This window comes from Microvirga sp. 2MCAF38 (assembly GCF_052115485.1).
Classification (GTDB): domain Bacteria; phylum Pseudomonadota; class Alphaproteobacteria; order Rhizobiales; family Beijerinckiaceae; genus Microvirga.
This window is the reverse complement of sequence record NZ_JBFRGU010000001.1, coordinates 267,518-289,912: the sequence shown is the minus strand read 5'-3', so window position 1 is coordinate 289,912 and position 22,395 is coordinate 267,518. Positions and strand designations below refer to the sequence as shown.

General features: G+C 59.7%; 19 protein-coding genes. 11 read left to right on the top strand and 8 right to left on the bottom strand.

Features of this window, described 5'->3' with window-relative positions; all coding sequences use genetic code 11:
• Positions 1-160: 160 nt before the first annotated feature.
• The gene (locus AB4072_RS01360) at positions 161-538 is read left to right on the top strand and encodes a hypothetical protein (RefSeq protein WP_441965109.1); all 378 of its coding nucleotides are present in this window, start codon (positions 161-163) and stop codon (positions 536-538) included.
• A gap of 53 nt (positions 539-591) precedes the next feature.
• Here the strand turns inward: AB4072_RS01360 and AB4072_RS01355 are convergent, their stop codons facing one another.
• Positions 592-2,697, bottom strand: a complete 2,106-nt coding sequence (locus AB4072_RS01355) for a sensor histidine kinase (RefSeq protein ID WP_441965108.1) — start codon at positions 2,695-2,697, stop codon at positions 592-594.
• Positions 2,698-2,807: 110 nt separating this feature from the next.
• Here AB4072_RS01355 and AB4072_RS01350 point away from each other — a divergent pair, with 110 nt between their 5' ends.
• Positions 2,808-4,616 carry an ABC-F family ATP-binding cassette domain-containing protein gene (locus AB4072_RS01350; RefSeq protein ID WP_441965107.1) on the top strand — a complete coding sequence of 603 codons (1,809 nt, stop codon included), beginning with the start codon at positions 2,808-2,810 and terminating at the stop codon, positions 4,614-4,616.
• A 192-nt stretch (positions 4,617-4,808) separates the two neighbouring features.
• Here the strand turns inward: AB4072_RS01350 and AB4072_RS01345 are convergent, their stop codons facing one another.
• Positions 4,809-5,828, bottom strand: coding sequence for a fumarylacetoacetate hydrolase family protein (locus AB4072_RS01345; RefSeq protein ID WP_441965106.1), 1,020 nt, complete (start codon positions 5,826-5,828; stop codon positions 4,809-4,811).
• 80 nt (positions 5,829-5,908) lie between these two features.
• Here AB4072_RS01345 and AB4072_RS01340 point away from each other — a divergent pair, with 80 nt between their 5' ends.
• Positions 5,909-6,997 (top strand): TRAP transporter substrate-binding protein, encoded by a 1,089-nt coding sequence (locus AB4072_RS01340; RefSeq protein WP_441965706.1) that lies wholly within the window; start codon positions 5,909-5,911, stop codon positions 6,995-6,997.
• A 70-nt stretch (positions 6,998-7,067) separates the two neighbouring features.
• Here the strand turns inward: AB4072_RS01340 and hmgA are convergent, their stop codons facing one another.
• A complete protein-coding gene (gene hmgA, locus AB4072_RS01335) occupies positions 7,068-8,432 on the bottom strand; it encodes a homogentisate 1,2-dioxygenase (RefSeq protein WP_441965105.1) in 1,365 nt (454 codons plus the stop codon).
• A 100-nt stretch (positions 8,433-8,532) separates the two neighbouring features.
• Between hmgA and AB4072_RS01330 the strand changes: the two genes are divergently transcribed.
• From AB4072_RS01330 to AB4072_RS01315, 4 genes are all read left to right on the top strand, one after another.
• Entirely contained in the window at positions 8,533-9,030 is a 498-nt protein-coding gene (locus AB4072_RS01330) for a MarR family winged helix-turn-helix transcriptional regulator (protein ID WP_441965104.1), read from the top strand.
• Positions 9,027-9,653 (top strand): maleylacetoacetate isomerase, encoded by a 627-nt coding sequence (gene maiA / locus AB4072_RS01325; RefSeq protein WP_441965103.1) that lies wholly within the window; start codon positions 9,027-9,029, stop codon positions 9,651-9,653. Before AB4072_RS01330 ends, maiA begins: the two co-directional genes overlap by 4 nt.
• A 139-nt stretch (positions 9,654-9,792) precedes the next feature.
• Positions 9,793-10,908, top strand: coding sequence for a 4-hydroxyphenylpyruvate dioxygenase (gene hppD / locus AB4072_RS01320; RefSeq protein WP_441965102.1), 1,116 nt, complete (start codon positions 9,793-9,795; stop codon positions 10,906-10,908).
• Positions 10,909-11,402: 494 nt separating this feature from the next.
• On the top strand, positions 11,403-12,662 hold the full coding sequence (locus AB4072_RS01315; RefSeq protein WP_441965101.1) for a porin: 1,260 nt from the start codon (positions 11,403-11,405) through the stop codon (positions 12,660-12,662).
• A gap of 422 nt (positions 12,663-13,084) precedes the next feature.
• Here the strand turns inward: AB4072_RS01315 and AB4072_RS01310 are convergent, their stop codons facing one another.
• Positions 13,085-13,987: an alpha/beta fold hydrolase gene (locus tag AB4072_RS01310; RefSeq protein WP_441965100.1), complete on the bottom strand. Its 903-nt coding sequence runs from the start codon at positions 13,985-13,987 to the stop codon at positions 13,085-13,087.
• 30 nt (positions 13,988-14,017) lie between these two features.
• Positions 14,018-16,081: a lytic transglycosylase domain-containing protein gene (locus tag AB4072_RS01305; RefSeq protein ID WP_441965099.1), complete on the bottom strand. Its 2,064-nt coding sequence runs from the start codon at positions 16,079-16,081 to the stop codon at positions 14,018-14,020.
• Positions 16,082-16,269: 188 nt separating this feature from the next.
• Here AB4072_RS01305 and dapA point away from each other — a divergent pair, with 188 nt between their 5' ends.
• Both dapA and smpB read left to right on the top strand, forming a co-directional pair.
• Complete coding sequence (gene dapA / locus AB4072_RS01300; protein WP_441965098.1) at positions 16,270-17,154, top strand: 4-hydroxy-tetrahydrodipicolinate synthase; 885 nt, start codon at positions 16,270-16,272, stop codon at positions 17,152-17,154.
• A 6-nt stretch (positions 17,155-17,160) separates the two neighbouring features.
• Positions 17,161-17,634, top strand: a complete 474-nt coding sequence (smpB, locus tag AB4072_RS01295) for an SsrA-binding protein SmpB (RefSeq protein ID WP_441965097.1) — start codon at positions 17,161-17,163, stop codon at positions 17,632-17,634.
• Positions 17,635-17,753: 119 nt separating this feature from the next.
• Here the strand turns inward: smpB and AB4072_RS01290 are convergent, their stop codons facing one another.
• Genes AB4072_RS01290 through AB4072_RS01280 form a run of 3 tightly spaced genes read right to left on the bottom strand, consistent with a single transcriptional unit; the run spans position 17,754 to position 20,729 of the window.
• Positions 17,754-18,527 carry an ABC transporter ATP-binding protein gene (locus tag AB4072_RS01290; RefSeq protein WP_441965096.1) on the bottom strand — a complete coding sequence of 258 codons (774 nt, stop codon included), beginning with the start codon at positions 18,525-18,527 and terminating at the stop codon, positions 17,754-17,756.
• Positions 18,521-19,588, bottom strand: coding sequence for a FecCD family ABC transporter permease (locus tag AB4072_RS01285; protein ID WP_441965705.1), 1,068 nt, complete (start codon positions 19,586-19,588; stop codon positions 18,521-18,523). The genes AB4072_RS01290 and AB4072_RS01285 overlap by 7 nt, the downstream gene beginning before the upstream one ends.
• 1 nt (position 19,589) lies before the next feature.
• Complete coding sequence (locus AB4072_RS01280) at positions 19,590-20,729, bottom strand: ABC transporter substrate-binding protein (protein WP_441965095.1); 1,140 nt, start codon at positions 20,727-20,729, stop codon at positions 19,590-19,592.
• 185 nt (positions 20,730-20,914) lie between these two features.
• On the opposite strand from AB4072_RS01280, the gene AB4072_RS01275 reads away from it, so the two are divergent.
• Together AB4072_RS01275 and AB4072_RS01270 are read left to right on the top strand one after the other, a co-directional pair.
• The gene (locus AB4072_RS01275) at positions 20,915-21,694 is read left to right on the top strand and encodes a class I SAM-dependent methyltransferase (protein ID WP_441965094.1); all 780 of its coding nucleotides are present in this window, start codon (positions 20,915-20,917) and stop codon (positions 21,692-21,694) included.
• A gap of 260 nt (positions 21,695-21,954) precedes the next feature.
• Entirely contained in the window at positions 21,955-22,344 is a 390-nt protein-coding gene (locus AB4072_RS01270; protein ID WP_441965093.1) for a hypothetical protein, read from the top strand.
• Positions 22,345-22,395 lie beyond the last annotated feature (51 nt).

Below are 22,395 nucleotides of genomic sequence, written 5' to 3'. Positions count from 1 at the left end.
TGAGATTTCCGCAACACCACACGCCGCCACGCTTTCCCGTCGCCGCTCCATGGTCTGAAGATACGATGGGGTTTTCCTTGTTTCGACGCTGGAATTTTCCTAAGCATTCCTCGGTTCGCATCGTTTTAAGGCGTTGCGATGGCACATCGAGGGGATGAGATTGGTAAAGCGAATTGGCTCGACGGCCTGGCGCGTCGAAGTGTCGAAGGATGGCAAGATATTCGCGCTCGGCGTACGAACCGAAGCCGGACTTGAATATGAAGTGCTGCTCGGGACAGCCGACTCGACACCTATTTTGTCCGATCTGCTCTCTGAGATCGCACGAACCCATAAAGACCTGCCTCCGGTCGAATTCAAGGACGGTGCGGGCCCTAATCATCCCAAGAGCGTTCCCCTGAATCCTTTGAGCACACGGATCGAATCTGTCGCCGGGAACCCGGTTCTCGTTCTTGATTTCGGTGGAACTGTCCTGAAAGTGGCGATGGATCCGACGGACCTTCAGCGCGCTCTGGCCGAGTGGACAAATCCTGCCTCTTGAACCCGCTTACTTCGTGAGATCGGTTCGAAGCAGCCATCGTCAGGGCTACAAGATCAACTTTCTTGACCGGCCGCCGATGATTGGAGATTGGTTGCCCTCCGATGGTCCCACGGCACAACCTTGTCTTCGACCGGAATGATCAGGTCGCAGATGAGTCCCGATGGCAGGAAACGCATGTTGACCTGTCCACCTAGCTCGCCCCTGATGCTCCGTTGGATGAGCCTGGAGCCGAAGCCATGGCGTTTCGGTTGCTCGACAATGGGGCCTTCCGTTTCCTGCCAATGAACGGTGAGCATGGAACGCCCCTCGGCGTCGGGGGCAACGGACCATACGATGCTGACGCGGCCTTGTGCGTTAGAGAGGGCTCCATACTTCACCGCGTTCGTCACCAATTCGTGCAGCACCAATCCGAAATTGATCGCCATGCGGGTTGGGAGGCGCACGGGGGGGCCCTGCAGCGAAACGCGCGTATCGTTCTTTCGGCGATAGGGGGCGAGTTCCTGGTCCGCGATCTCCCGTAAATCGGCATCGCGCCACGCGCTTCTCGTCAGCACGTCATGAGTCTTGGAAAGTGCGAGCAGTCGACTTTCAAAGGCGCCCCTGAAGTGTTCCAGATCTCCGGACGAACGGAGAGTCTGACTGGCGATGGACTGCACAGTGGCGAGCGTGTTCTTCACCCGATGGTTCAATTCGTCGAGCAACAGATGTTGTTGCTCTTCTGCGCGCTTACGCTCAGTGACATCCTGAAAAACGCCGAGGGAATAGACGGGCACATTGTTCGCATCGACAAAGGTGCGGCCTCGGGAGTCGAACCAGCGGTATTCGCCGCTGGCGTTTCGAATACGATATTCATCCTGGTATTGATTGTTGCTTGTCATCGCCATGCGAAATTTCGCGACAGCGGCGTCAGCGTCGGCCGGGTGCAGAAGCTTTTGCCATTCCTGAATGGTTGTCGAGGTTCTGTCGAGGGGCAAGCCAAGCAATGCTGCCGCCTGGGCGGACCAGCCGCCGGTCTTGTTGCGGTGGTCGAACCACCATGTGCCCATGTGTCCGGCTTCCAGCGCGAGGCGCGCGCGCTCCTCGCTGGCTTGAAGCTCTCTCTGCCGCTCCGCGACGTCGTTCATCAGATCGTTGAAGGCCTTCGCCAACAGGGTGAACTCGCTCGAACCTCTCTGGAATTCGACACGTGCATCGTAGTCCCCGTGACGCCACGCATGGATGGCTTTGATCATCTTCTCAAACGGCTTCGTGACGAAAAAATGCCCGATCAGTCCCGATAATGAGAGAGCCAGTCCGAGTGCTATCGCGATCAGAAGGAAGCCACGCTCTGCGGCTTGGTTGATGGATTCGAAAGCGACCGCGGAGGACAGGCCGACGCTGACATACGTATCTTCCGGGGCCACCGTGGTCGGCATATAGCCGTAGACACGACGTGTGCCATCCCGTCCGACGGCCTCGAAAGCCCCAGGTTGGCTTGCGCCGACAAATGCCAGCATCGGATCACCCAAAAGCGTTCCAATGAACTCCTGGGGTTTGGGCTGGCGGGCCAGGATAATCCCCTTTCTATCGGTAACAGTGATTGTGCTGTCTGGCGGCATGGGGCGCCCGCCGAATTGCTGTGACAACCATCTCAAGTCGAGGGCCGCGACAACGACGCCGATCACACCTCCGTCATCGTTGCGCAAAGCGAGGGCGAGCGGAAGAACCGCCGGAGCGCGCGTGACACCGTTCGCGAAACTCCGGGAATACTCACCGACCTGGAATGTCCCGCTTTCATACGCTGCCTTGAAGAACTCCTGGTTTTTGAAGTTGGTATCGAGTGGAACACCCTCCACACAGCGGCTACGCCCGTCACTGTCGATGACGGCAAGCGCATCCAGATAAGAGACTTCTGCCTGAAGGCTGCGCAGGTAGGCGCTGCATTCCTTCGTATTGAATTCAAGCACTGCAGGAACTTCTTCGACCGCGACGAGCAGGCTGCGTACGCCCTCAAAAATTCGTTCGAGGTCAAGGGAGGCGATTTGCGCCTGACGCAAGGCAATATCGTTAACCTCCGCCTCACGGGCGCGACGGAGGGAAACCTCGGTGTAGGTCCAGATCGCGATCGCGGGCAGGACCGAGATCAGGGCAAGCACCAGCAAGCGCCGAGTCAGGGTCATAGGAAACGGGCCTTGGGCAATATTCTCAAGACATAAGAGATAGGTCTTCGCTCTCTTTTGGCAAAAGCTCGGGGCTTGCGCAGGAGGCTCCAAAGTGTCACGGACAGGAAATGGCTCCACCCCTTTTGACACTCCAGAGTGTCGCCCTGACCTTCGGCGGCACGCCGCTCATTACCGACGCCGAGCTTTCCATCGCTCCGGGCGAGCGGGCCTGTCTTGTCGGTCGCAATGGATCGGGTAAGTCGACGTTGCTGAAAATCGCCGCGGGATTGATCGATCCCGATCGCGGCACGCGCTTTATTCAGCCCGGAGCGACAATCCGCTATCTGGCGCAGGAGCCGGATTTCACCGCATTCGCAACGACGCTGGCCTATGTGGAGTCCGGACTTGGACCGGGGGACGACCCCTATCGGGCTCGTTACCTCCTGGAGCAGCTTGGGCTGACCGGGAATGAAATCCCGTCCCAATTGTCCGGAGGCGAGGCGCGCCGCGCCGCTTTGGCGCATGTGATGGCGCCTGAGCCGGACATTCTTTTGCTCGACGAGCCGACCAACCATCTCGATCTGCCCGCCATCGAATGGCTGGAAGGAGAGTTGAGGGGGCTGCGCTCGGCCCTCGTTCTCATCAGCCACGACCGGCGCTTCCTCGAAACTTTGTCGCAGACAACTGTCTGGCTGGATCGCGGGATGACACGGCGGCTGGGACAAGGCTTTGCCCATTTCGAAGCTTGGCGGGACAGCGTTCTCGAACAGGAGGAAATGGAGCAGCACAAGCTCGATCGGAAGCTCGTCGCGGAGGCCGACTGGCTTCGCTACGGCGTCACGGCGCGTCGGAAGCGCAACGTGCGCCGCCTCGCCAATCTCCACGCCATGCGTCAGCAGCGCCGGGATCACAAGCGCGCCGTTGGTGCTGTCACGATGACCCTTGGAGAGGCGGAGCAATCGGGCACCCTGGTCGTCGAAGCTGAAGGCGTCTCGAAGTCTTTCGGGGATCGCCCCATCGTTTCCAATCTCTCCCTGCGCATCCTGCGCGGAGACCGGATCGGCATCGTGGGGCCCAACGGAGCGGGCAAGACCACGCTGCTCAATCTTCTGACCGGAGTTCTTGCTCCTGATGAGGGAACGATCAAGCTCGGCTCCAACCTCCAGATGGTGACGCTGGATCAGCGCCGCGCCGGACTCGACCCGAATGCGACGGTGGTCGAAACTCTCACAGGCGGTCGCGGCGACACGGTCATGGTCGGCGGGCAGGCCAAGCACGTCATCGGCTATATGAAGGACTTCTTGTTCGCACCCGAACAAGCGCGCACGCCCGTCGGCGTTTTGTCCGGTGGCGAGCGCAATCGTTTGATGCTGGCCCGCGCTTTGGCCCAGTCATCGAACCTTCTCGTGCTCGACGAGCCGACCAATGATCTCGATCTTGAAACACTCGATCTGCTGCAGGAGATGATCGTCGATTATTCCGGTACGGTCATTCTGGTCAGCCACGATCGCGACTTCCTCGATCGCACCGTCGGATCGGTTCTCGTCTCCGAAGGAGATGGGCGCTGGATCGAATATGCGGGCGGGTATTCGGACATGGTCGCGCAGCGTGGACAGGGCGTCCAGGCGCGGATCGCCGAGAAGGATGCCAAGCCGAGGGCAGAGAGGGTGATGGTTGCCCCGGTGGCATCGGCGTCCAAGCGCAAGCTCAGTTTCAACGAGCAGCACGATCTGAAAACCTTGCCCGATCGTATGAGTGAACTGGAGACCAAGATCGTCAAGGTTCAGGAGATCCTCGCGGACCCGGATCTCTATGCTCGCGATCCGGCTCGATTCCAGAAGGCGATGGATATGCTGACCGCTTTGCAGGCAGACCTCCACGCCGCGGAAGAGCGCTGGCTCGAGCTTGAAATGTTGAAAGAGGAACTGGAAGCCTAGGTAGAAAAAGGGCCACCCGGAAGTCGGGGCGGCCCCACCGTTAAACTCATTCGACTATTCTCCAGCCACAACCTCCGCGCGCAGCGAGGATGGGAGGCTTCGGGACTTCCGTCATCCGCAGCATGTCGACCTAGAACCGTCGACATGCATCATCCGCCAGGATGGCGAGTTGCACATGGTCGATGTGGAGCATCAAGCGCCTATACGGTAATTTGCGACCTCTTGTTCGATGGCGCCGAAGATCGAATGGCCGGTCTTGTCCTTCATCTCAATGCGGATCGTGTCGCCGAAACGCAGGAAGGGCGTTTTAGGCTGGCCTTGCGTGATGGTCTCGACGGTGCGCTGTTCGGCGATGCAGGAATAGCCGAGGCCCCCCTCTATGACGGGTTTGCCCGGCCCGCCGTCACCGCCTCTGTTCGAAACCGTTCCCGATCCGATGAGGGTGCCGGCTCCCAGGGGGCGAGTCTTCGCTGCGTGGGCGATCAGGGTCGGAAAGTCGAAGGTCATGTCGACACCGGCATCGGGCTTGCCGAAGAGATGGCCGTTGAGGCTCGACAACAGCGGCAGATGCAGCCTTTCGCCATCCCAAGCCTCTCCTAATTCGTCGGGTGTGACGGCGACCGGCGAGAAGGCCGAGGACGGCTTGGACTGGAAGAAGCCGAAGCCCTTGGCGAGCTCTGCCGGGATCAGATTGCGCAACGAAACGTCGTTGACGAGGAGGATGAGGCGGATTGCCGTGGCGGCCTCATCCCGCGAGGCGGACAGGGGCACGCCGTCGGTGATCACTGCAATTTCGGCCTCGAAATCGATGCCATGGGCGTCATCGACGGCGAGGATCGGGTCGCGAGGGCAGAGGAAAGAATCCGAGCCGCCCTGATACATCAGTGGGTCGGTCCAGAATGAGTCAGGCATTTCCGCACCGCGGGCCTTTCGAACCAGTTCGACGTGGTTCACGTAGGCCGAGCCGTCAGCCCATTGGTAGGCGCGGGGCAGGGGTGACGCACAGTCATGCTCGTGGAACCGAAACGAAGGAACAGAGCCAAGTTCGAGCTGTTCGGCCAAATCCCGAAGCCTGGGCTCGACTAATTCCCAATTGTCCAAGGCTTGCTGCAAGGTCGGAACAATGAAAAAAGCATCCGTTGCGCGAGTGAGATCCCTTGAGACGACGACGAGACGGCCGTCACGACCTTGCTTGAGGGAAGAAAGCTTCATGGCCACCGTCCTGGGTTGTTATGATTCACTCAGCTTGCAACGGAAAGCTTAGCGGGGAAATGCCCATGACGACATCGACGATGAAAAGAAGAAGCTTCCTGAAGGGAGCGGGCCTGGCAGCTGCGGCTGGAACCGTTGCTGCGCCTGCCATTGCGCAATCTTCCCCTGAAATCCGCTGGCGTCTCACATCGAGCTTCCCGAAATCGCTCGATACCATCTTCGGCACCGCCCAGACCTTCGCGAAGTATATGGCGGAGGCGACCGACAACAAGTTCCAGATCCAGGTTTTCGCCCCAGGCGAGATCGTCGGTGGCTTGCAGGCTCTCGATGCGGTGCAGAACGGCACCGTGGAATGCGCCCATACCCCGACCTACTATTATCTCGGCAAGGAACCGGCGCTTGCCATTGGCACGGGCCTTCCGTTCGGCCTCAATGCCCGTCAGCAGCATGCCTGGTGGCATTTCGCCGGCGGCAAGGAAATCATCAACGAGTCGCTGGCCAAATTCAACGTCACCTCTTTGGTGTGCGGCAATTCCGGCGCGCAGATGGGCGGGTTCTTCCGGAAGGAAATCAACTCCGTAGAGGATTTGAAGGGCCTCAAATTCCGCATCGGCGGTCTGGGTGGCATGGTGCTCGCGAAGCTCGGTGTCGTGCCGCAGCAGGTCGCTCCGGCAGATGTCTATCCGGCTCTGGAACGCGGCACGCTGGACGCCGCCGAATTCGTCGGTCCGTACGACGACGAGAAGCTCGGGTTCCTCAAGGTCGCCAAATATTACTACGCGCCTGGCTGGTGGGAGGGCGGCGCCATGCTGCATCTCATCATCAACCAGCAGAAATGGAATGAGCTGCCGAAGCATTATCAAGCCATCATGGCTCAGGCTTCCGAGGCCGCGAACAACTGGATGCTGGCGAAATACGACGCCGTGAACGGGCAGGCCTTGCGGCGTATGATCGGTTCCGGCGCAGAACTGCGCACCTTCTCGCCCGCCATCATGGAAGCCTCGCTCAAGGCAGCGAACGAGCTTTATGCCGAACTCTCCGAGAAGAGCCCGGATTTCAAGAAGGGCTACGAGTCGATGGCAGCCTATCGGGCGGACGTGTTGCCCTGGTGGCAGCTCAACGAATACGCGTTCGATACCTTCATGATCCGCACGCGCGGGAAGAGCTGAGCTCCGGTTCCTGTTTGAAATAAGAGAAAGGCCGGCGGCACCTTCCGCCGGCTTTTTTATGAAGCGGCTACTAGGGCTCGCGTCGATTGGGGTCGAAGCACTTCTTCAGGTCCCGCCAGCAATCGATATAGTTCTTCTGCAATGTCGGCAGTCCGGCGGCGTATTTCGTCACCCGCTGCGGGAAACGCGTCTCGAACATGAAAGCCATTGTGCCGGTGAGCTTTACAGGCTTCAGCTCCACATTGCTCGCATGCTCGAAGGCCGATGCATCCGGCCCGTGCGGCAGCATCTGATTGTGAAGAGAAAAGCCGCCCGGCACGAAGCCCTCGGGCTTTGCATCATAGACGCCGTAGACCAGCCCCATGAATTCGGACATCAGATTGCGGTGATACCAGGGAGGCCTGAACGTGTTTTCCGCCACCGACCAGCGCTCGGGGAAGATCACGAAATCCACGTTAGCCGTGCCGGGAGTTTCCGAGGGTGCGGTCAGCACCGTGAAGATCGATGGGTCCGGGTGGTCGAACAGGATCGCACCGACCGGCGAGAAGTGGCGCAGGTCGTACTTGTAGGGCGCATAATTGCCGTGCCACGCCACCACATCGAGCGGCGATTGGTTGATTTCCGTGCGGTGCAGATCGCCGCCCCATTTCACATAAAGCAGGGAGGGCACCTGCTTGTCTTCATAGGCCGCGACGGGGGTGTGGAAGTCGCGAGGATTAGCGAGGCAATTCGCGCCGATGGGGCCGCGGTCGGGCAAGGTGAACGCGCCGCCGTAATTCTCGCACACATAGGCGCGGGCAGGCCCGCCACGTAGTTCGACCTTGAAGATCACGCCACGCGGGATGACGCAGATTTCCCCCGGTTCGATATCGATGATTCCGAATTCCGTGCGGAAGCGTAAGGAGTTTTCCTGCGCAACCACCAGAAACTCACCATCCGCGTTGAAGAAATACTCGTTCTCCATAGAGCGCGTGACGAGAAGCACGTGCGCTGCCATGCCGACCTGCGTATCCGAGTCCCCCGCCGTGGTGATGGTGCGCAATCCGTCGATGAAAGTAAGAGCTTCATCCGGAAGCGGCGTCGGATCCCAGCGTAGCTGACCGAGGGCGAGATCGCTTTCGTTGCGTGCTTCCGGCGCGGTGCGGATCAGACCTCTCTCGACCTTCACATAATAGCCCGAGTGCTTGACCGTCGGGCGGATGCGATAGAGCCACGAACGCTGGTTCGTCGCCTGGGGTGCCGTGAAGGGGGACCCGGAAAGCTGCTCCGCATAGAGACCGTAATTCAGCTTCTGGGGCGAGTTGCGGCCGATAGGTAGCGCGCCGGGCAGGGCCTCCGTCTCGAACGAGTTGCCGAAGCCGGACATATAGCCGGGAATAATGGCGCTGGTGCGCGTCTCTTGAGATGGGCGATGGGGGGCGTTCTGGACATTCATGGCGCATCTCCTTCTGGGAGGCGGCTGAACCGGTGACAATATCGTTGCGCGTGCAACGAATTTGCTCTATTAGTTGCACTAGCAACGAATTATGTCAACGATGACACAAAGCTCTGCAGCTCTCAGGAAGCAGTCGGAAGCGCTCGTGGTTCTGGAGCGTTTTCTGCCATACCGGCTCAATGTTCTCGCGAGCCTGACTTCGAACGCGCTCGCGCAGATCTATGCGGAGCGGTTCGACCTCACGATCCCCGGCTGGCGGGTGGTCGCCACGCTCGGCCAATATGAGTTCCGCACGGCGCGGGATATCGCCACTCACGCTGTGATGCATAAATCCACCGTGTCGCGCGCAGTTGCGGTTCTGGAAGGGCGGGGCTTGGTCGTCCGCCGACCGAACACGGACGATAGACGCGAGGAATTACTCGAACTGACCCCGGAGGGACGCGCCATCTACGAAGCGCTCGCGCCGGAGGCCCTGTCTTTCGAGGATCGGCTTTTGTCCGTTTTGAGCCGAGACGAACAGAGCCTTTTATGGGCCCTTGTCGACAAACTCGGCCGCCACGCCAGGTCGCTTGCGCCAGAGGAGGAGGGCCGGTCTTGAAGCTCTACGGCTACTTCCGCTCCTCCGCTGCCTATCGTGTGCGGATCGCCCTCAACATCAAGGGGCAATCCTACGCGACCGTGCCGATCAATCTTCTCAAAGGCGAACAACTCGAAGCGCCATATAGAAGCATCAATCCGCAGGCGCGCGTGCCGGCTCTCGATATCGGCGAGACCATCCTCATCCAATCCCCGGCGATCCTCGAGTATATAGAAGAGACTTATCCGGAGCCGCCGCTTCTTCCGGCGGATGGAGTGGAGCGGGCGAGAATCCGGGCGGTGTCGGCCATCATCGGTTGCGATATTCATCCGCTCAATAACCTGACCGCACTCAAATACCTGAAGCACACGCTGGGACACGATCAGCCGGCCATCGATGCCTGGTACGCGCATTGGATCCGTCAGGGTTTCGACGTCATCGAACGTCTCATCCAACCGGAACCCTATGCCTTCGGGGCTGTCCCGACATTGGCCGACATTTATCTCGTTCCGCAGGTTTTCAACGCGCGCCGGTTCAACATCGCCCTCGACGCCTATCCGAACATCGCCGCCGTCGACGCCGCTTGCTTGGAGCATCCAGCGTTTCAGGCTGCCGCACCGGAGCGACAATCCGATGCGGTCTGACGACCTGCATTCGCGAATACGCCTTTGGTCATAGAGCATGATCAGAACAAGTGGAGACCGGTTGTTCGCCCGGATCATGCGGATTTTCAAGCACTAGCCGGCCGCTTCGAAAGGGCCGGAGAACAACAGGAGGAGAACAATGGGACCGTTTCCGCACGACGCGCCGCCCCCGACCATCAGCGACGAAAACCCGATGGGCACCGACGGCTTCGAATTCGTCGAATTCTGCCATCCGAAGCCCGAAGAGCTTGATCGCCTGTTCAAGACGATGGGTCTTGCTGCTGTCGCGAAGCACCGTTCTAAGAACGTCACCCTTTATCGCCAGGGCGACATCAATTTCATCCTGAACGCGGAGCCGGGCTCCTTCGCCGAACGGTTCGCGAGAGAGCATGGTCCGTCCGCGCCGGCCATGGCGTTCCGGGTCGTGGACGCCAAGCATGCTTATGACCGTGCTTTGTCACTCGGCGCGAAGCCGGTTCAAACACGGATCGGGCCGAACGAACTCAATATCCCGGCCATCGAGGGTATCGGCGGTCTGCATATCTACTTCGTGGACCGTTACGGCGCGAAGGGCTCGATCTACGATGTCGATTTCGAGTGGTTCGGCGAGCGGGACGCGAAGCCGCCGGGTGTCGGGCTCTATTACATCGATCACCTGACTCACAACGTCCATCGCGGGCGTCTCAATGAATGGGCGGGCTTCTATGAGCGCCTCTTCAATTTCCGCCAGATCCGCTACTTCGATATCGAGGGCAAACTGACCGGGCTGCATTCCCGTGCCATGACGAGCCCCGACGGCAAGATCCGCATTCCGATCAACGAGGATGCGGGCGAAACCGGGCAGATCGAGGAATATCTGCAGGAGTACAAGGGCGAGGGCATTCAGCACGTGGCTCTCGGCTCCACCGATCTCTATGAATCAATTGAAGCCCTCATCAAAGCTGGCGTCGAGTTCATGCCCGCGCCGAACGAGCTCTACTACGCCCGCATCGACACGCGGCTCCCCAGTCACGGCGAGCCGATTGCGCGGCTACAGGCGAACGGGATTCTCATCGACGGAGAAGGCGTGGTCGAGGGTGGCTTCACGAAAGTCCTTCTGCAGCGGTTCGGTAAGACGGCCATAGGCCCGATCTTCTTCGAGTTCATTCAGCGCAAGGGTGACGATGGATTCGGGGAGGGGAATTTCAAGGCGCTCTTCGAATCGATTGAGGAAGATCAGATCCGCCGCGGGGTCCTGAAGGCCGAAAACGCCTAACGATTCTGACTCGCCCAGGGTCGGGACGCCTGACTCTGGGTCCGCGTCGAGGGAGAGTTATCCTCAGGCGCTGTCCTGCTCCATCAGCTTACAAATGCCGATTTTCAAGCCGAAAACGGCTGCGCCAAGTGATTCCACGTGTCGACACCGATGTCGGAAGTCGTTGTTTCTTAATGGTTTATTAAAATTGCAGGCCTGTTCTTTAACGCAACGTTAAGGTCCCGCCGAAGAACGTGGCCTTTGTGCAACATGCCTCTGAAAAGCCCCCATTGTTGCCCGTTTTCCGCCTTCATTCGGTTGCTTGAGCGTTCGTCCTGGCTAATGTGGCACCAGCGACGGGGGCACCCCGGTCGTTACTGGTTGTTCCCAACCCGGATTTCCGGCGAGGGCCAATCGATAACCAGGGGAAATGGGACGCTTTCTAGGCTTCGTTGAAGCTGTCGAGGCAAAAAAGCCCGGCCCCCCAAGGGTCTCGAAACTTTGGAGGTCACTCAATGAAGCTCGTCAAGAGCCTTCTCCTCGGATCGGCTGCTGGTCTTGCAGCTGTTGCCGGGGCTCACGCTGCCGATCTGCCTGCCAAGAAGGCGGCTCCGGTGGAATACGTTCGCGTCTGCTCCACCTACGGTGCAGGCTTCTTCTACATCCCGGGCACGGAAACCTGCCTTCGCGTCAGCGGTCGCGTTCGCGCCGACTACCTGTTCGGCCAGGCTTTCAGCCGCGCTTCTGACACTGTTGGCTTCCGCACCCGCGGCCGCATCCAGCTCGACGCTCGTACGGCGACCGCTTACGGCCTGCTCCGCTCGGTCGTCCGCTTCGAGATCACCCGTTCGTCGGGCACGCCGTTCGGTAACACCGGCACGGTTGGTTCTTCGTCGCCGAACGTTGCTGAAGCCTTCGTCCAGTTCGGTGGCCTGACCGCCGGTCGCGTGACGTCGTTCTTCGACAACGGCGATCTGCCGACCGGCCACATGGGCACGCTCCGCTTCTCGGACGCTCCCGACGTGGATCTGTTGGCCTACACCTTCTCGTTCGGCAACGGCTTCTCGGCCACCCTGTCGCTCGAAGACGGTCTCGAGCGTCGTAACGGCGCTGTCGCCGGTGCGTTCTCGTACGGTGGTCAGCGCGTTCCCGACGTCGTCGGTAACGTGAAGTACACCGGCACGTGGGGTACGGCTCAGTTGTCGGCTGCTGTTCACCAGATCCGCAGCGCCAACCTGTTCACGACCGCTGGCTTCGCTCAGTTCCCGGACACCGAGTACGGCTTTGCCGTCACGGGTCAGGTTGGCATCAACCTGCCGATGCTCGCTCCGGGTGACGCTGCTTGGTTGGCTGCAACCTACGCTAACGGCGCTCTTGGCTACATCACCGGTGGTGCTAACAACAGCATCGGCGTTGGTACGCTTTCGGGCCCGACGGTCGACGCTTTCTTCAACCCGGCTACGGGTAACGTCAGCAAGTCGAATGCATGGTCGGTTGCAGGTGGCTTCCGCCACTACTGGACCCCGCAGATCCGTCAGAACGTGTTCGGTTCGTACGCTCGCTTTGACTACTCGGCTGCAGCCAACATCGCTGGTCTGCCGGACTTCAACGAGTGGCGCGTTGGTACCAACGTGTTCTGGAGCCCGGTTAGCGGCCTCGATATGGGCGTGGAAGTTCTCTACGCTAAGGTCGACCCCCGCAACCGCGTTGTCCTCCCGCTCGGCGCTTCGCAGAGCTCTTGGGAAGGCCGTCTCCGCGTTCAGCGCGACTTCTAATCGGTTCTCCGATTGGACAGGAAACCCCGGTGGCAACACCGGGGTTTTCTTTTTGTGCGTCAGCCAAATGGCGGAGTGCTGTTGCGGCAAAAGACGCGTGCCGTCTTGCCCAGTGTGAGAACAGGTTTTTGCTTTAGAGGATGATCAGAACAAACCGTTGTTCGCCCGGATCATGCGGCATCAAAAGAATCGAGAGTTTGATCCTGTTTCAATCTGAAACGATCAAACTCTAGGCCGTTCGACGGATGGCTTAGTTCTTCGTTGGTCATGACGATGGTGGGCCATAGCCGCGCGCCAATCTCAGTCATGATTGAACGTGAAGCGCTTTTGTCCGCGTGCCGTAGCAAGAGCCGGACTAGGAAACTCGAGATCCAGCTTCCAAGAATACAAGGCGGAGTGGAGAACCCGGAAACAGTTCAGGTTCAACGAGACATGCTTGATTCTCTAGCGGCTGCTTGCTCGGTCGAGAGGACGAAATCTTCCACGATTGAGATCAGGGGACCTTCGAATTCCGGTGCGTGACCCTGGTCCGGGACCGTCACCGCCGAGAGGTGCGAATGGCGCTGCTTCATCTCCTCGACTGTCGTCGCGGCGAGGAGATCCGAGTTCGCCCCACGCAGGACCATGACCGGAATGCTTTTGAGGCCTTCGAAGAAAGGCCAGAGCGTCGGGAGAGGCGTTTCGAGGTCGATCGCATCAAGGGTTTTCATGAGCGCGGGGTCGTAGGTCGGAACTAGTTGCCCGTCCTGTTCGCGCCAGGTTCCTCGCGCAATCCGTTCCCATTGCTCTTGCGAGTTGCGTGGAAATTGGGCGTCGGACATCAATTTCAGGATTTGACCGGCTTCATGGAAGCTCCGTGGTTTCGGCAACTGCCCGATATAGCCTTTGATCCGTATCAGCCCCTTGGCGTCGATCACGGGGCCGACATCGTTGAGCACCGCGCCGCGAAGGAGTGTCGGACGTACCGCCCCGAGCGCCATGATGATCAGGCCACCGCGCGACGTGCCGACGAAGATGGCGTTTTCGATGCCGGCGGCCGTCAGAACTTGAAGGGTGTCGTTCAGCTCCATGCGTACGTCGTAGTTACGCCAGTCCTGATCCCATTCCGAACGCCCGCGGCCGCGATAATCGGGGCAGATCACGCGCCGTGGCATCTGGCCTTGAGAGAGGGCCAGAGCAAGGTCGTGAAAGTCGATAGAATTGCGAGACAGTCCCGGCAAGCACACGACCGGCGTCGCGGAGGAGACAAGCGGCCCGTAATCGCGTGCATAAAGGCGCAGACCGTCCGATGCGGAGACGAACAAGTCCCGATAGCCGTCATTCATGATCTGTTACGCTCCAGTCGGATCAATCGATCAATATTCAATCTGATTGGAGGCTTTCGCGCTATCCGTCTTGTTCGCAAGCGAGCGATTTTCCAGCCTCTGTCGATAAACCGTGAGGTTCTCCAGCACGCGCTGAACGTAGTTTCGGGTTTCATTGAATGGAATGCGCTCGATCCAATCCACCATGTCGACCTGCGGCTGCCGCGGATCGCCATAGGCCTGGATCCATTTTCTCACATTCCCTCCACCTGCGTTGTAGGAGGCGAAAGCGAGCACATGCGATCCCTTCCAAACGTCCAGGAGCTCACCCAAATGTGCCGCGCCGAGTTTCGTATTATAGGCCGGGTCGGTGACGAGACGATTGACGTCGAAGGGCATGTTGAACCGCTGCGCAGTCGTCTTTGCCGTTGCAGGCATCAACTGCATCAGCCCACGCGCACCCGCGCTGGAAAGGGCTTTTGTATCGAAGGCGCTCTCCTGCCGCGCGACAGCATAGACCATCGCGGGATCGATGGGATCGCCCAGAGTCTCGAAGTCCGGGATCCCTGCAAGCGGATAGGCATGCAAGTCCAGCGGCAGGCCTCTTTGAACGGCTGACTTGCCGATAGCGAGCATTGCGCGCGGGTTGTTTTGAGAGGCTGCCAACGCCGCCAGCGCGCCGAGTTGCGCCGGGTCGTTCAGACCCAGGGCAAGATCGCTGTAGAGAGTGAGCGCGAGATCCTGCTCACCGATCTGCTCGAGAAGCTTGATGGCGTCGACAACGGGCATCGCCTCGAAAGCTTTCCGCGTTTCCTCAGGGAGCGCGGGTTCGGTTTTGAAAACGATGGGTTGCCCGAGTTTTTCCAAGGAAAGCTGGCCGTAATAGGTCGTCGCGTATCCCGCCGCTCTCCGGTAGGACAAATTCGCTTCCTGATGCAGGTTCGCTGCTTCAGCGGCTCGGCCGAGCCAATAAGTTGCCCGCGCAATGGAAATCGGCGTCGATGCGTTGTGGGCGGCATTCGTGAAGTGCTCCAGGGCCTTCACGGGCTCATTGAGAAACCGCAATGCGATCCAGCCAGCATGGAATTCGGCCTCGATCTGTTGCGCGGGAGATTCCGCCGCGTGCCCGCTCGCGACATCGTAAGCGGTCTTCGCGTCGCCCTTGTCGAGCAGATCGCGGGCGATCCGCCGCCGCTCGGTCCACCATTCATCTCCATCGACGAGGAGGTCCACATCGCGCGGAGCCTGAGTCAGCAAGCGGGCCGCTTCCGTCAGATTGTCGTTCCGTCGAGAGAACAGAATGCGGGAAAACTGGTAGGAGGCATCCGAACGCAAGTTCGCAGGAACCGCAGCGAAGGCTTTCTCAGCGGCCTTCTTTCCCTGAAACAACCCAAGGCGCGCCTTGACCAGGGTCGCATAGTCCTTGCCGGCTCGAGAGGCAGCTCGCAGGGCACCACTCCAGCTCTCCTTGAGCGCGAAGCGTTCCATTCGAAAACGATGGTCAGTCTGGGACAAGTCGCCGGCGAATTTGTCCATAACCCTGTCTTCGATCTCGCTCCCGAAGCTGTCTTCCCGCCAGACACGACGGATCAGCCGGGCTGCATCCTTGTCAGACCCGTTGGCCTTGAGTGCCATGGCAAGACCGATCCGCCCGTTCACGGTGACGGGTGGCTGCGCCCCAAAGTAGCCGGTGATCTGCGAGGGAGTCTTCTGGCTGGCCAGGAAGGCCTCCTCCACTCGCCGACGGAGGAGAGCGGATCGGGGCCAATCCCTGAATTCGCCCTGAAAGGCCGCGATCCGCTCAAACCCCATGGGAATTCCGCCACGGATTGCGAACCACTCGGCGAGGCCCTTTGCCGCTGGCCTTTGGAGTTGGGACCTCAGAATCTCGGCTTCAGCCGCATCGCCGGTGCGATACGCCTTGAAGACGAGTGGGAGGTAATCGACGTCGCCCAACGCTCGCGGGAGAATGACTTGATCGTCAACCGAGCCGAACCGGTTGTCGTTCAACAATCCAGGAGAGGCGGGACTTTCGGCGGCGAGTGTCGCCATAGCCCAGCTCTGCGCCAGGGCGACGGAAACGACAAGATAGGTCATAAGGCGCTTCGTCCTCATGAAACTCCCTTTTTGCCCCGGCCGAAGTCTCTTATCCTGAGACTATGCCCTTGAGGAAACACTAACAGCCGGGCTAGGACAACAGCACGGGCCTTCGTTTGCGCTAATGGGCCGCACCCCTTATGTGTCCCCAGACAACTCTCTCGGTTCTAGAGAGTTCAAGAGATTTCATCCACGGAGAGCGTCCCATGGTTCAACTAAAAGGCTCAATCACCGCCCTCGTGACGCCCTTCAAAAACGGCGGCGTGGATGAGGCTGCCCTCAGGGCCCACATCAATTGGCAGATCGAGAACGGCACCCACGGCCTGGTTCCAGTCGGGACGACGGGCGAGAGCCCGACGCTCAGCCACAAGGAGCATGAGCGCGTCGTCGAGGTCTGTGTCGACGAGGTGAAGGGCCGCGTTCCGGTCATCGCCGGGGCAGGTTCCAACAGCACCACCGAAGCGCTGGGCTTTGCGCGCCACGCCGAACGGGTCGGGGCCGATGCCTTGCTCATCGTGACGCCTTACTACAACAAGCCGACGCAGGAAGGCCTGTATCAGCACTTCAAGGCCATCAACGATGCGGTCGGCATTCCGATCCTGATCTACAACATCCCTGCTCGGTCGGTGATCGATATGTCGGTCCAGACCATGGCGCGCCTCTACGAGTTGAAGAACATCGTGGGCGTGAAGGACGCGACCGCCAGCATGGCGCGCGTGAGCCAGCAGCGTCAGGCCATGGGGCCGGACTTCATCCAACTCTCGGGCGAGGATGCGACGGCTCTCGGCTTCAATGCTCATGGTGGGCATGGTTGCATCTCGGTGACCGCGAACGTGGCGCCGAAATTGTGCAGCGAGATGCAGACTGCGTGCCTGTCGGGCGATTTTGTCACGGCGTTGAAGATTCAGGACCGGCTTATGCCGCTTCATGACTCGCTTTTCGTCGAAACCAGCCCGTCACCAGTCAAATATGCCGCGTCGGTGCTTGGCCTCATGGAGGACACCGTCCGTCTTCCGTTGATTCCCGTATCCGACGGCACGAAGACGTTGGTGCGGGCGGCCATGGCCCATGCGGGGCTAACCAACGCGTAAGAAATCATGTCGAGCGATCCCAGCAAAGCCAACAAGATCGTCGCCGATAATCGAAAGGCGCGGTTCCATTACGAGATCACGGATACCTACGAGGCCGGCATTGCGCTCACCGGCACGGAGGTCAAATCCTTGCGCCAAGGTAAGGCGACGATCGGCGAGGCTTATGCGGGGCCATCCGGCGAGGAGTTCTTCCTCTTCAACGCCTATATTCCGGAATACCTGCAGGCGAACCGCTTCAATCACGAGACCAAGCGCCCTCGTCGCCTGCTGCTGCACAAACGCCAGATCGACAAGCTGATCGGCGCGACGCAGCGGGAAGGCTATACGGTCGTTCCGCTCAAGATCTATTTCAACGAGCGGGGCATGGCCAAGGTCGAACTCGGCCTCGGCCGCGGCAAGAAACTCCAAGACAAGCGCGAGACCGAGAAGAAGCGGGATTGGGATCGCGAGCGCGGGCGGCTCATGCGCGACAAAGGCTGAAGCGCACTCCTAGATTACCTACAGCATGATCAGAACAAGTGGAACCGGTTGTTCGCCCGGATCATGCGGCATCAAGAGAATCTAGAGTTTGATCATGTTTCAAAGAGACATGACAAACTCTAGTGCAATTTCTCCAGCACCGGCCCGTCGATGATGATTTGCGGGCGGAGCTGGGAGCATGGCTCGATGCGACCGGAGACTTTGTAGACCGACTTGAGAAGGCCCGGCGTGATCACGTCACCGACCGGCCCGCAGGCGACCATCGTGCCCTGGTCGATGACCATGACCCGGTCTGCAACACGCAAGACCTGGTTCAAATCGTGGATCGCCAGGATGACGCAAATCTCCCGTTGCCGCGCGAGATTCTGCACGAGACTCAACACCTCCACTTGCCGATGAAGGTCGAGAGCGCTGGTCGGTTCGTCAAGCAACAGGATGCGAGGGTCACGTACCAGCGTCTGGGCCAGCGAAACCAGTTGCCGCTGACCGCCGCTCAGTTCGGATAGGCCTTTGAACGCGAAGGGTTCGATCCGCAAAGCCGTCAGCATGTCATCGACCGCAGCCAGATCCTCGTCCCGCACGCGCCGCTCAGTGCCCTGCTTGCGCGCCAGAAGGATCGACTCATAAACGGTGAGGACTGTGTTTACGGAGGTGTCCTGCGGCATGTAGCAAATGCGGCTCGCAATCCCGCTCCCGCCATGGCTGAGAGCGAGTTCGCCCGGCCCGTCGAGAAGCCCGGCGATACGGCGGAACAGGCTCGATTTTCCGGCCGCGTTAGGGCCGATGACCGCCGTGATCTCGCCACCACGCAGAACCGGGGTTGTGATGCCGGAAAGAACGCTCTGCTTGCCATAGCGCACGCCGACGTCTTTGAGCTGTAAGGTGGCTACCATGCCCGCCCCCGGTTCGACATGATGAGACTGAAAAGGAAGGGTACGCCCACGAGGGCCGTGATGATGCCGATCGGAAAGATCGTGCCCGGTATGATCGACTTGCTGATGACGGACGTGAGCGAGAGAAGCGCTGCACCTGCCAACGTGGAGGCGGGAAGGAAGTATCGTTGATCCTCACCGATCAGCATGCGTGCGATGTGGGGACCGACCAGCCCGACGAACCCGATGGTTCCAACGAACGCGACGGAAACAGCGGCGAGGATGCTGACGGTCATCATCGTCTCGAGTCGCAGGCGGCGGACATTGATGCCGAAACTCAACGCCTTGTCCTCGCCAAGCCGCAGGGCTGTAAGACTCCAGGCTCGCCGGATGAAAAGCGGCAGGGCCACGATGAGGACGGTGCTCGTGATCGCGAGTTTGGGCCACGTCGCGCGGGTCAGGCTTCCCATCGTCCAGAACACGATGGCGCCGAGCGCCTGTTCCGAGGCGAGATATTGCACAAGGGCGAGCAGCGCATTGAAGGTGAAGACGAGGGTGATGCCGAGAAGAACGACAGTTTCGACCGTCACGCCGCGCCTCTGACTCATGACATGAATGAAGAGCGCTGCCGCCATGGCCATGATGACGGCATTGATCGAGACCACGTATTCTATCGCAAAGGGGAGAAGGCCCACACCGAAGGCAAGCGCCAGCGCGGCGCCGAAGCTCGCAGCCGCCGACACGCCGAGCGTGAATGGGCTGGCAAGCGGATTGTTCAGGATCGTCTGCATCTGTGCGCCTGCAGCGGACAGCGAAGCGCCGACGACGACGGCCATCAGGGCAATCGGCAGCCGGATATCCCAGATCACGACGCTGATCTGGTTCGAGACCTGCGGCGATCCTGCGAGAGCGAGCACGACCTCGCTCATGCTGTAGCGGGCAGGGCCAAGGCCCAGATCGGCGACGACGGAGGCGACGAGCACCACCGACAGGATGAACAGAACGAGCTTCTTGCGTTGGACGAGGGCGCGGTAGGTTCCGCGCCCCGATTGAACCGCAAGCGATTGAGGGTGGCTCAAGATCTTACTCTTTGTCGGTGAGGGAGACCCAGTAGCCGGGCTTGTATCCGACCGGCAGGAACCGCTCGTGCAACGCACGCATTGTCTGGTTCGGATCCACATCCTTGAACAGGTCGGGATGGAGCCACTTCGCCATCTGCTGAATGGCAACGAACTGATACGGGCTGTTGTAGAATTGGTGCCAGATGGCGTGGACCTCGTTGTTCTTGACCGCCTTCACGCCGGTATAGGCAGGACGCTTCATGAGTGCGGCGAGCTTATTGCGCGCCATCTTGGCATCGGCACCGGGGCCGACTCCGACCCACGCGCCGCCGGGTACGTAAAGCTCCCAGTTGGAGCCCGTCACGATGACATGATCGGGATTGGCCGCGACGATCTGCTCCGGATTGACGATGCCGAAAGTGCCGGGAATGATTTTTCCGGCCATGTTCACGCCGCCGGCGATCTCGACCATCTTGCCGAAGTTCTCGCTGCCGAAGGACATGCAGCAATCGTCGCTGTATCCGGCGGCACGCTCCATCATCACCACGGGCTTGGGCGGATTGGCCTTCGCAAGGCGATCGGTGATGATCTTGATCTGCTCGTTCCTGAACGCGACGAACTCTTCCGCCCGGGCCTCCCGGCCGAAGAGCTTGCCGATCAGGCGCATGCTCGGATCGGTGTTCACGAAAGGCTGGTCGCGAAAATCGACGAACACCACCGGGATGCCGACCTTGGCGAGCTTTTCGGTGAGCTTCGCGTCATCGGTGGCGGTCTTCGCTTCGATGTTCATGATCATGACGTCCGGCGCGAGCGCGACCGCCTGCTCGATGTCGAAGGTTCCTTCCTTCGAACCGCCGAAGGTCGGCAGCTTCGCAATCTGCGGATATTTCGCGAGGTAATCCTTGTAGCCGTCGAGATCGGCCTTCTCGAAATCGTCGCGCCAGCCGACGACACGCTTGAAGGGATCGTTCGTATCCAGCGCGGCGACGAAGTAGATTTGGCGTCCCTCACCGAGAATCGCCTTGTTGACCGGAACCTTGACCTCGACCTGGCGGCCGGTCACGTCCGTTACGGTCACCTTTCCCTCAGTTGCATGAAGTGTGGCTGGCACAAGGCCTGCGAACGCCAGAGATGCGCAGAGTGCGAGTTTACGAAGCAACATTTCAGTTTCCATTTCAACAAAGGTTGCTCCTGATAGTTTTTGATCGTGCTTGAATCAATAATTATGTTTTAGAATGTCTCTATACTGGAGAAATGTATCGCAGTTTATAATTATTATAATTTGACGATCGTCATTTGCGAATGTAATCGAGCCGTAAATATCGAACTATGCATTGAGCTCCTTAGATGAATTCTAATTTCTCGATCCGAGACGAAATCCGGGAATATTGGTCCTCGCGCGCCGCGACCTTTGACGAACAGGTTGGGCACGAGATCTTCTCGGAGGCGGAGCGGCAGGCTTGGCAGGGCCTATTCATGCGCCATCTCGGACCGGGTGACGGACGCAAGGCCCTCGATCTTGCCAGTGGAACAGGCGTGATCTCACTCCTGCTTCATGGATTGGGCTTCGACGTCACCGGGCTCGATTGGGCCGAGCCGATGTTGGCCCGTGCCCGCGCCAAGGCCGCCAGCCGCGGCGCGCAAATTCAGTTCATGATGGGAGATGCCGAGCAGACGCTCGAGAAGCCTGAGAGCTACGACGTGATCGTGACGCGCCACCTCGTCTGGACACTTGTGGATCCCAAAGCGGCTTTTCGCGAATGGCACTCGGTGCTGCGGCCCGGCGGGAAGGTTCTGATCGTCGATGGCGACTTCGTTTCGCATACGATCGTCAAACGGATCATCCAGCTCATCGAAAAAATGACACGCCGTTCAACAGCGGCCACTCATATTCCCGACGTGATGAGGGGAGTGCATGAGCGCATTCTAAGGCAGGTCTACTTTTCGCAAGGCGCCAAGGCGGATGAGGTGGCAAAGCTCCTTGGAGAAGCGGGTTTCTCGAATATCGTGATCGACAGGAACCTGTCACGCATCCACCGCGAGCAGGCGAAAAACCTGCCTCTTCTGAAAGCGCTCGATCGGCAGACCCAGCATCGCTATGCCATCGTCGCGACGAAGCCGGTGTGATGCTCCGGCTGCAATGGCAGGCATGAGCTGCCCGCTCGTTGTGTATTCAAAGCAGGTGACGGGGTGAATTGATCGCTCCGCCGCCCGTTGAATCAGATTTGAGTGAAAGATTGCGCTAGGGTCTGGACTCAACTGCTAGAACGGCGAGGTTCCGCTCACGACCCACACCGGACGCGCGCACCAGATCCGTGGTGTTACCCGCTTCCTTCATGGTAGGCATGCTTCGTTTCGGCATGCCGAGCCAGAAGGAGTGAGCCGCAATGAAGTGCCTGCGCATCTATGCCACCCTGGATGGCGAGTCGCATTTCGACGAAGTCGAATTGCCGATGACGAAGAGGTCGGTGCACCCCGATGCCGTGCCGTTCGAGGTCTCGGCCAGCTATCAGGCGTCCCGCGTCCGCTTCACCCGCATCCCAGCGGGTATGCGCGAGGTTGCTTGGCATACGGTCCCAGAGCCGGTGCTTACGGTCAGGCTGGATGGTTCTGTTGAATACGAGACGAGCGACGGAGAGGTGCGCCACGTTCAGGCAGGTAGCTTCGTGTTAGTGGAGGACACACACGGCAAGGGCCATCTGTCACGCCATTCTGCAGAGGCGCAAACTGTCATTTGGATCTCACTACCGAACGGCCTCGATTTGCCGCCCGCATAGTCCGTCTTGGCACGCTGTCGGCGCCGCTGTCGAGGCGTAGTTGCGGGCGAG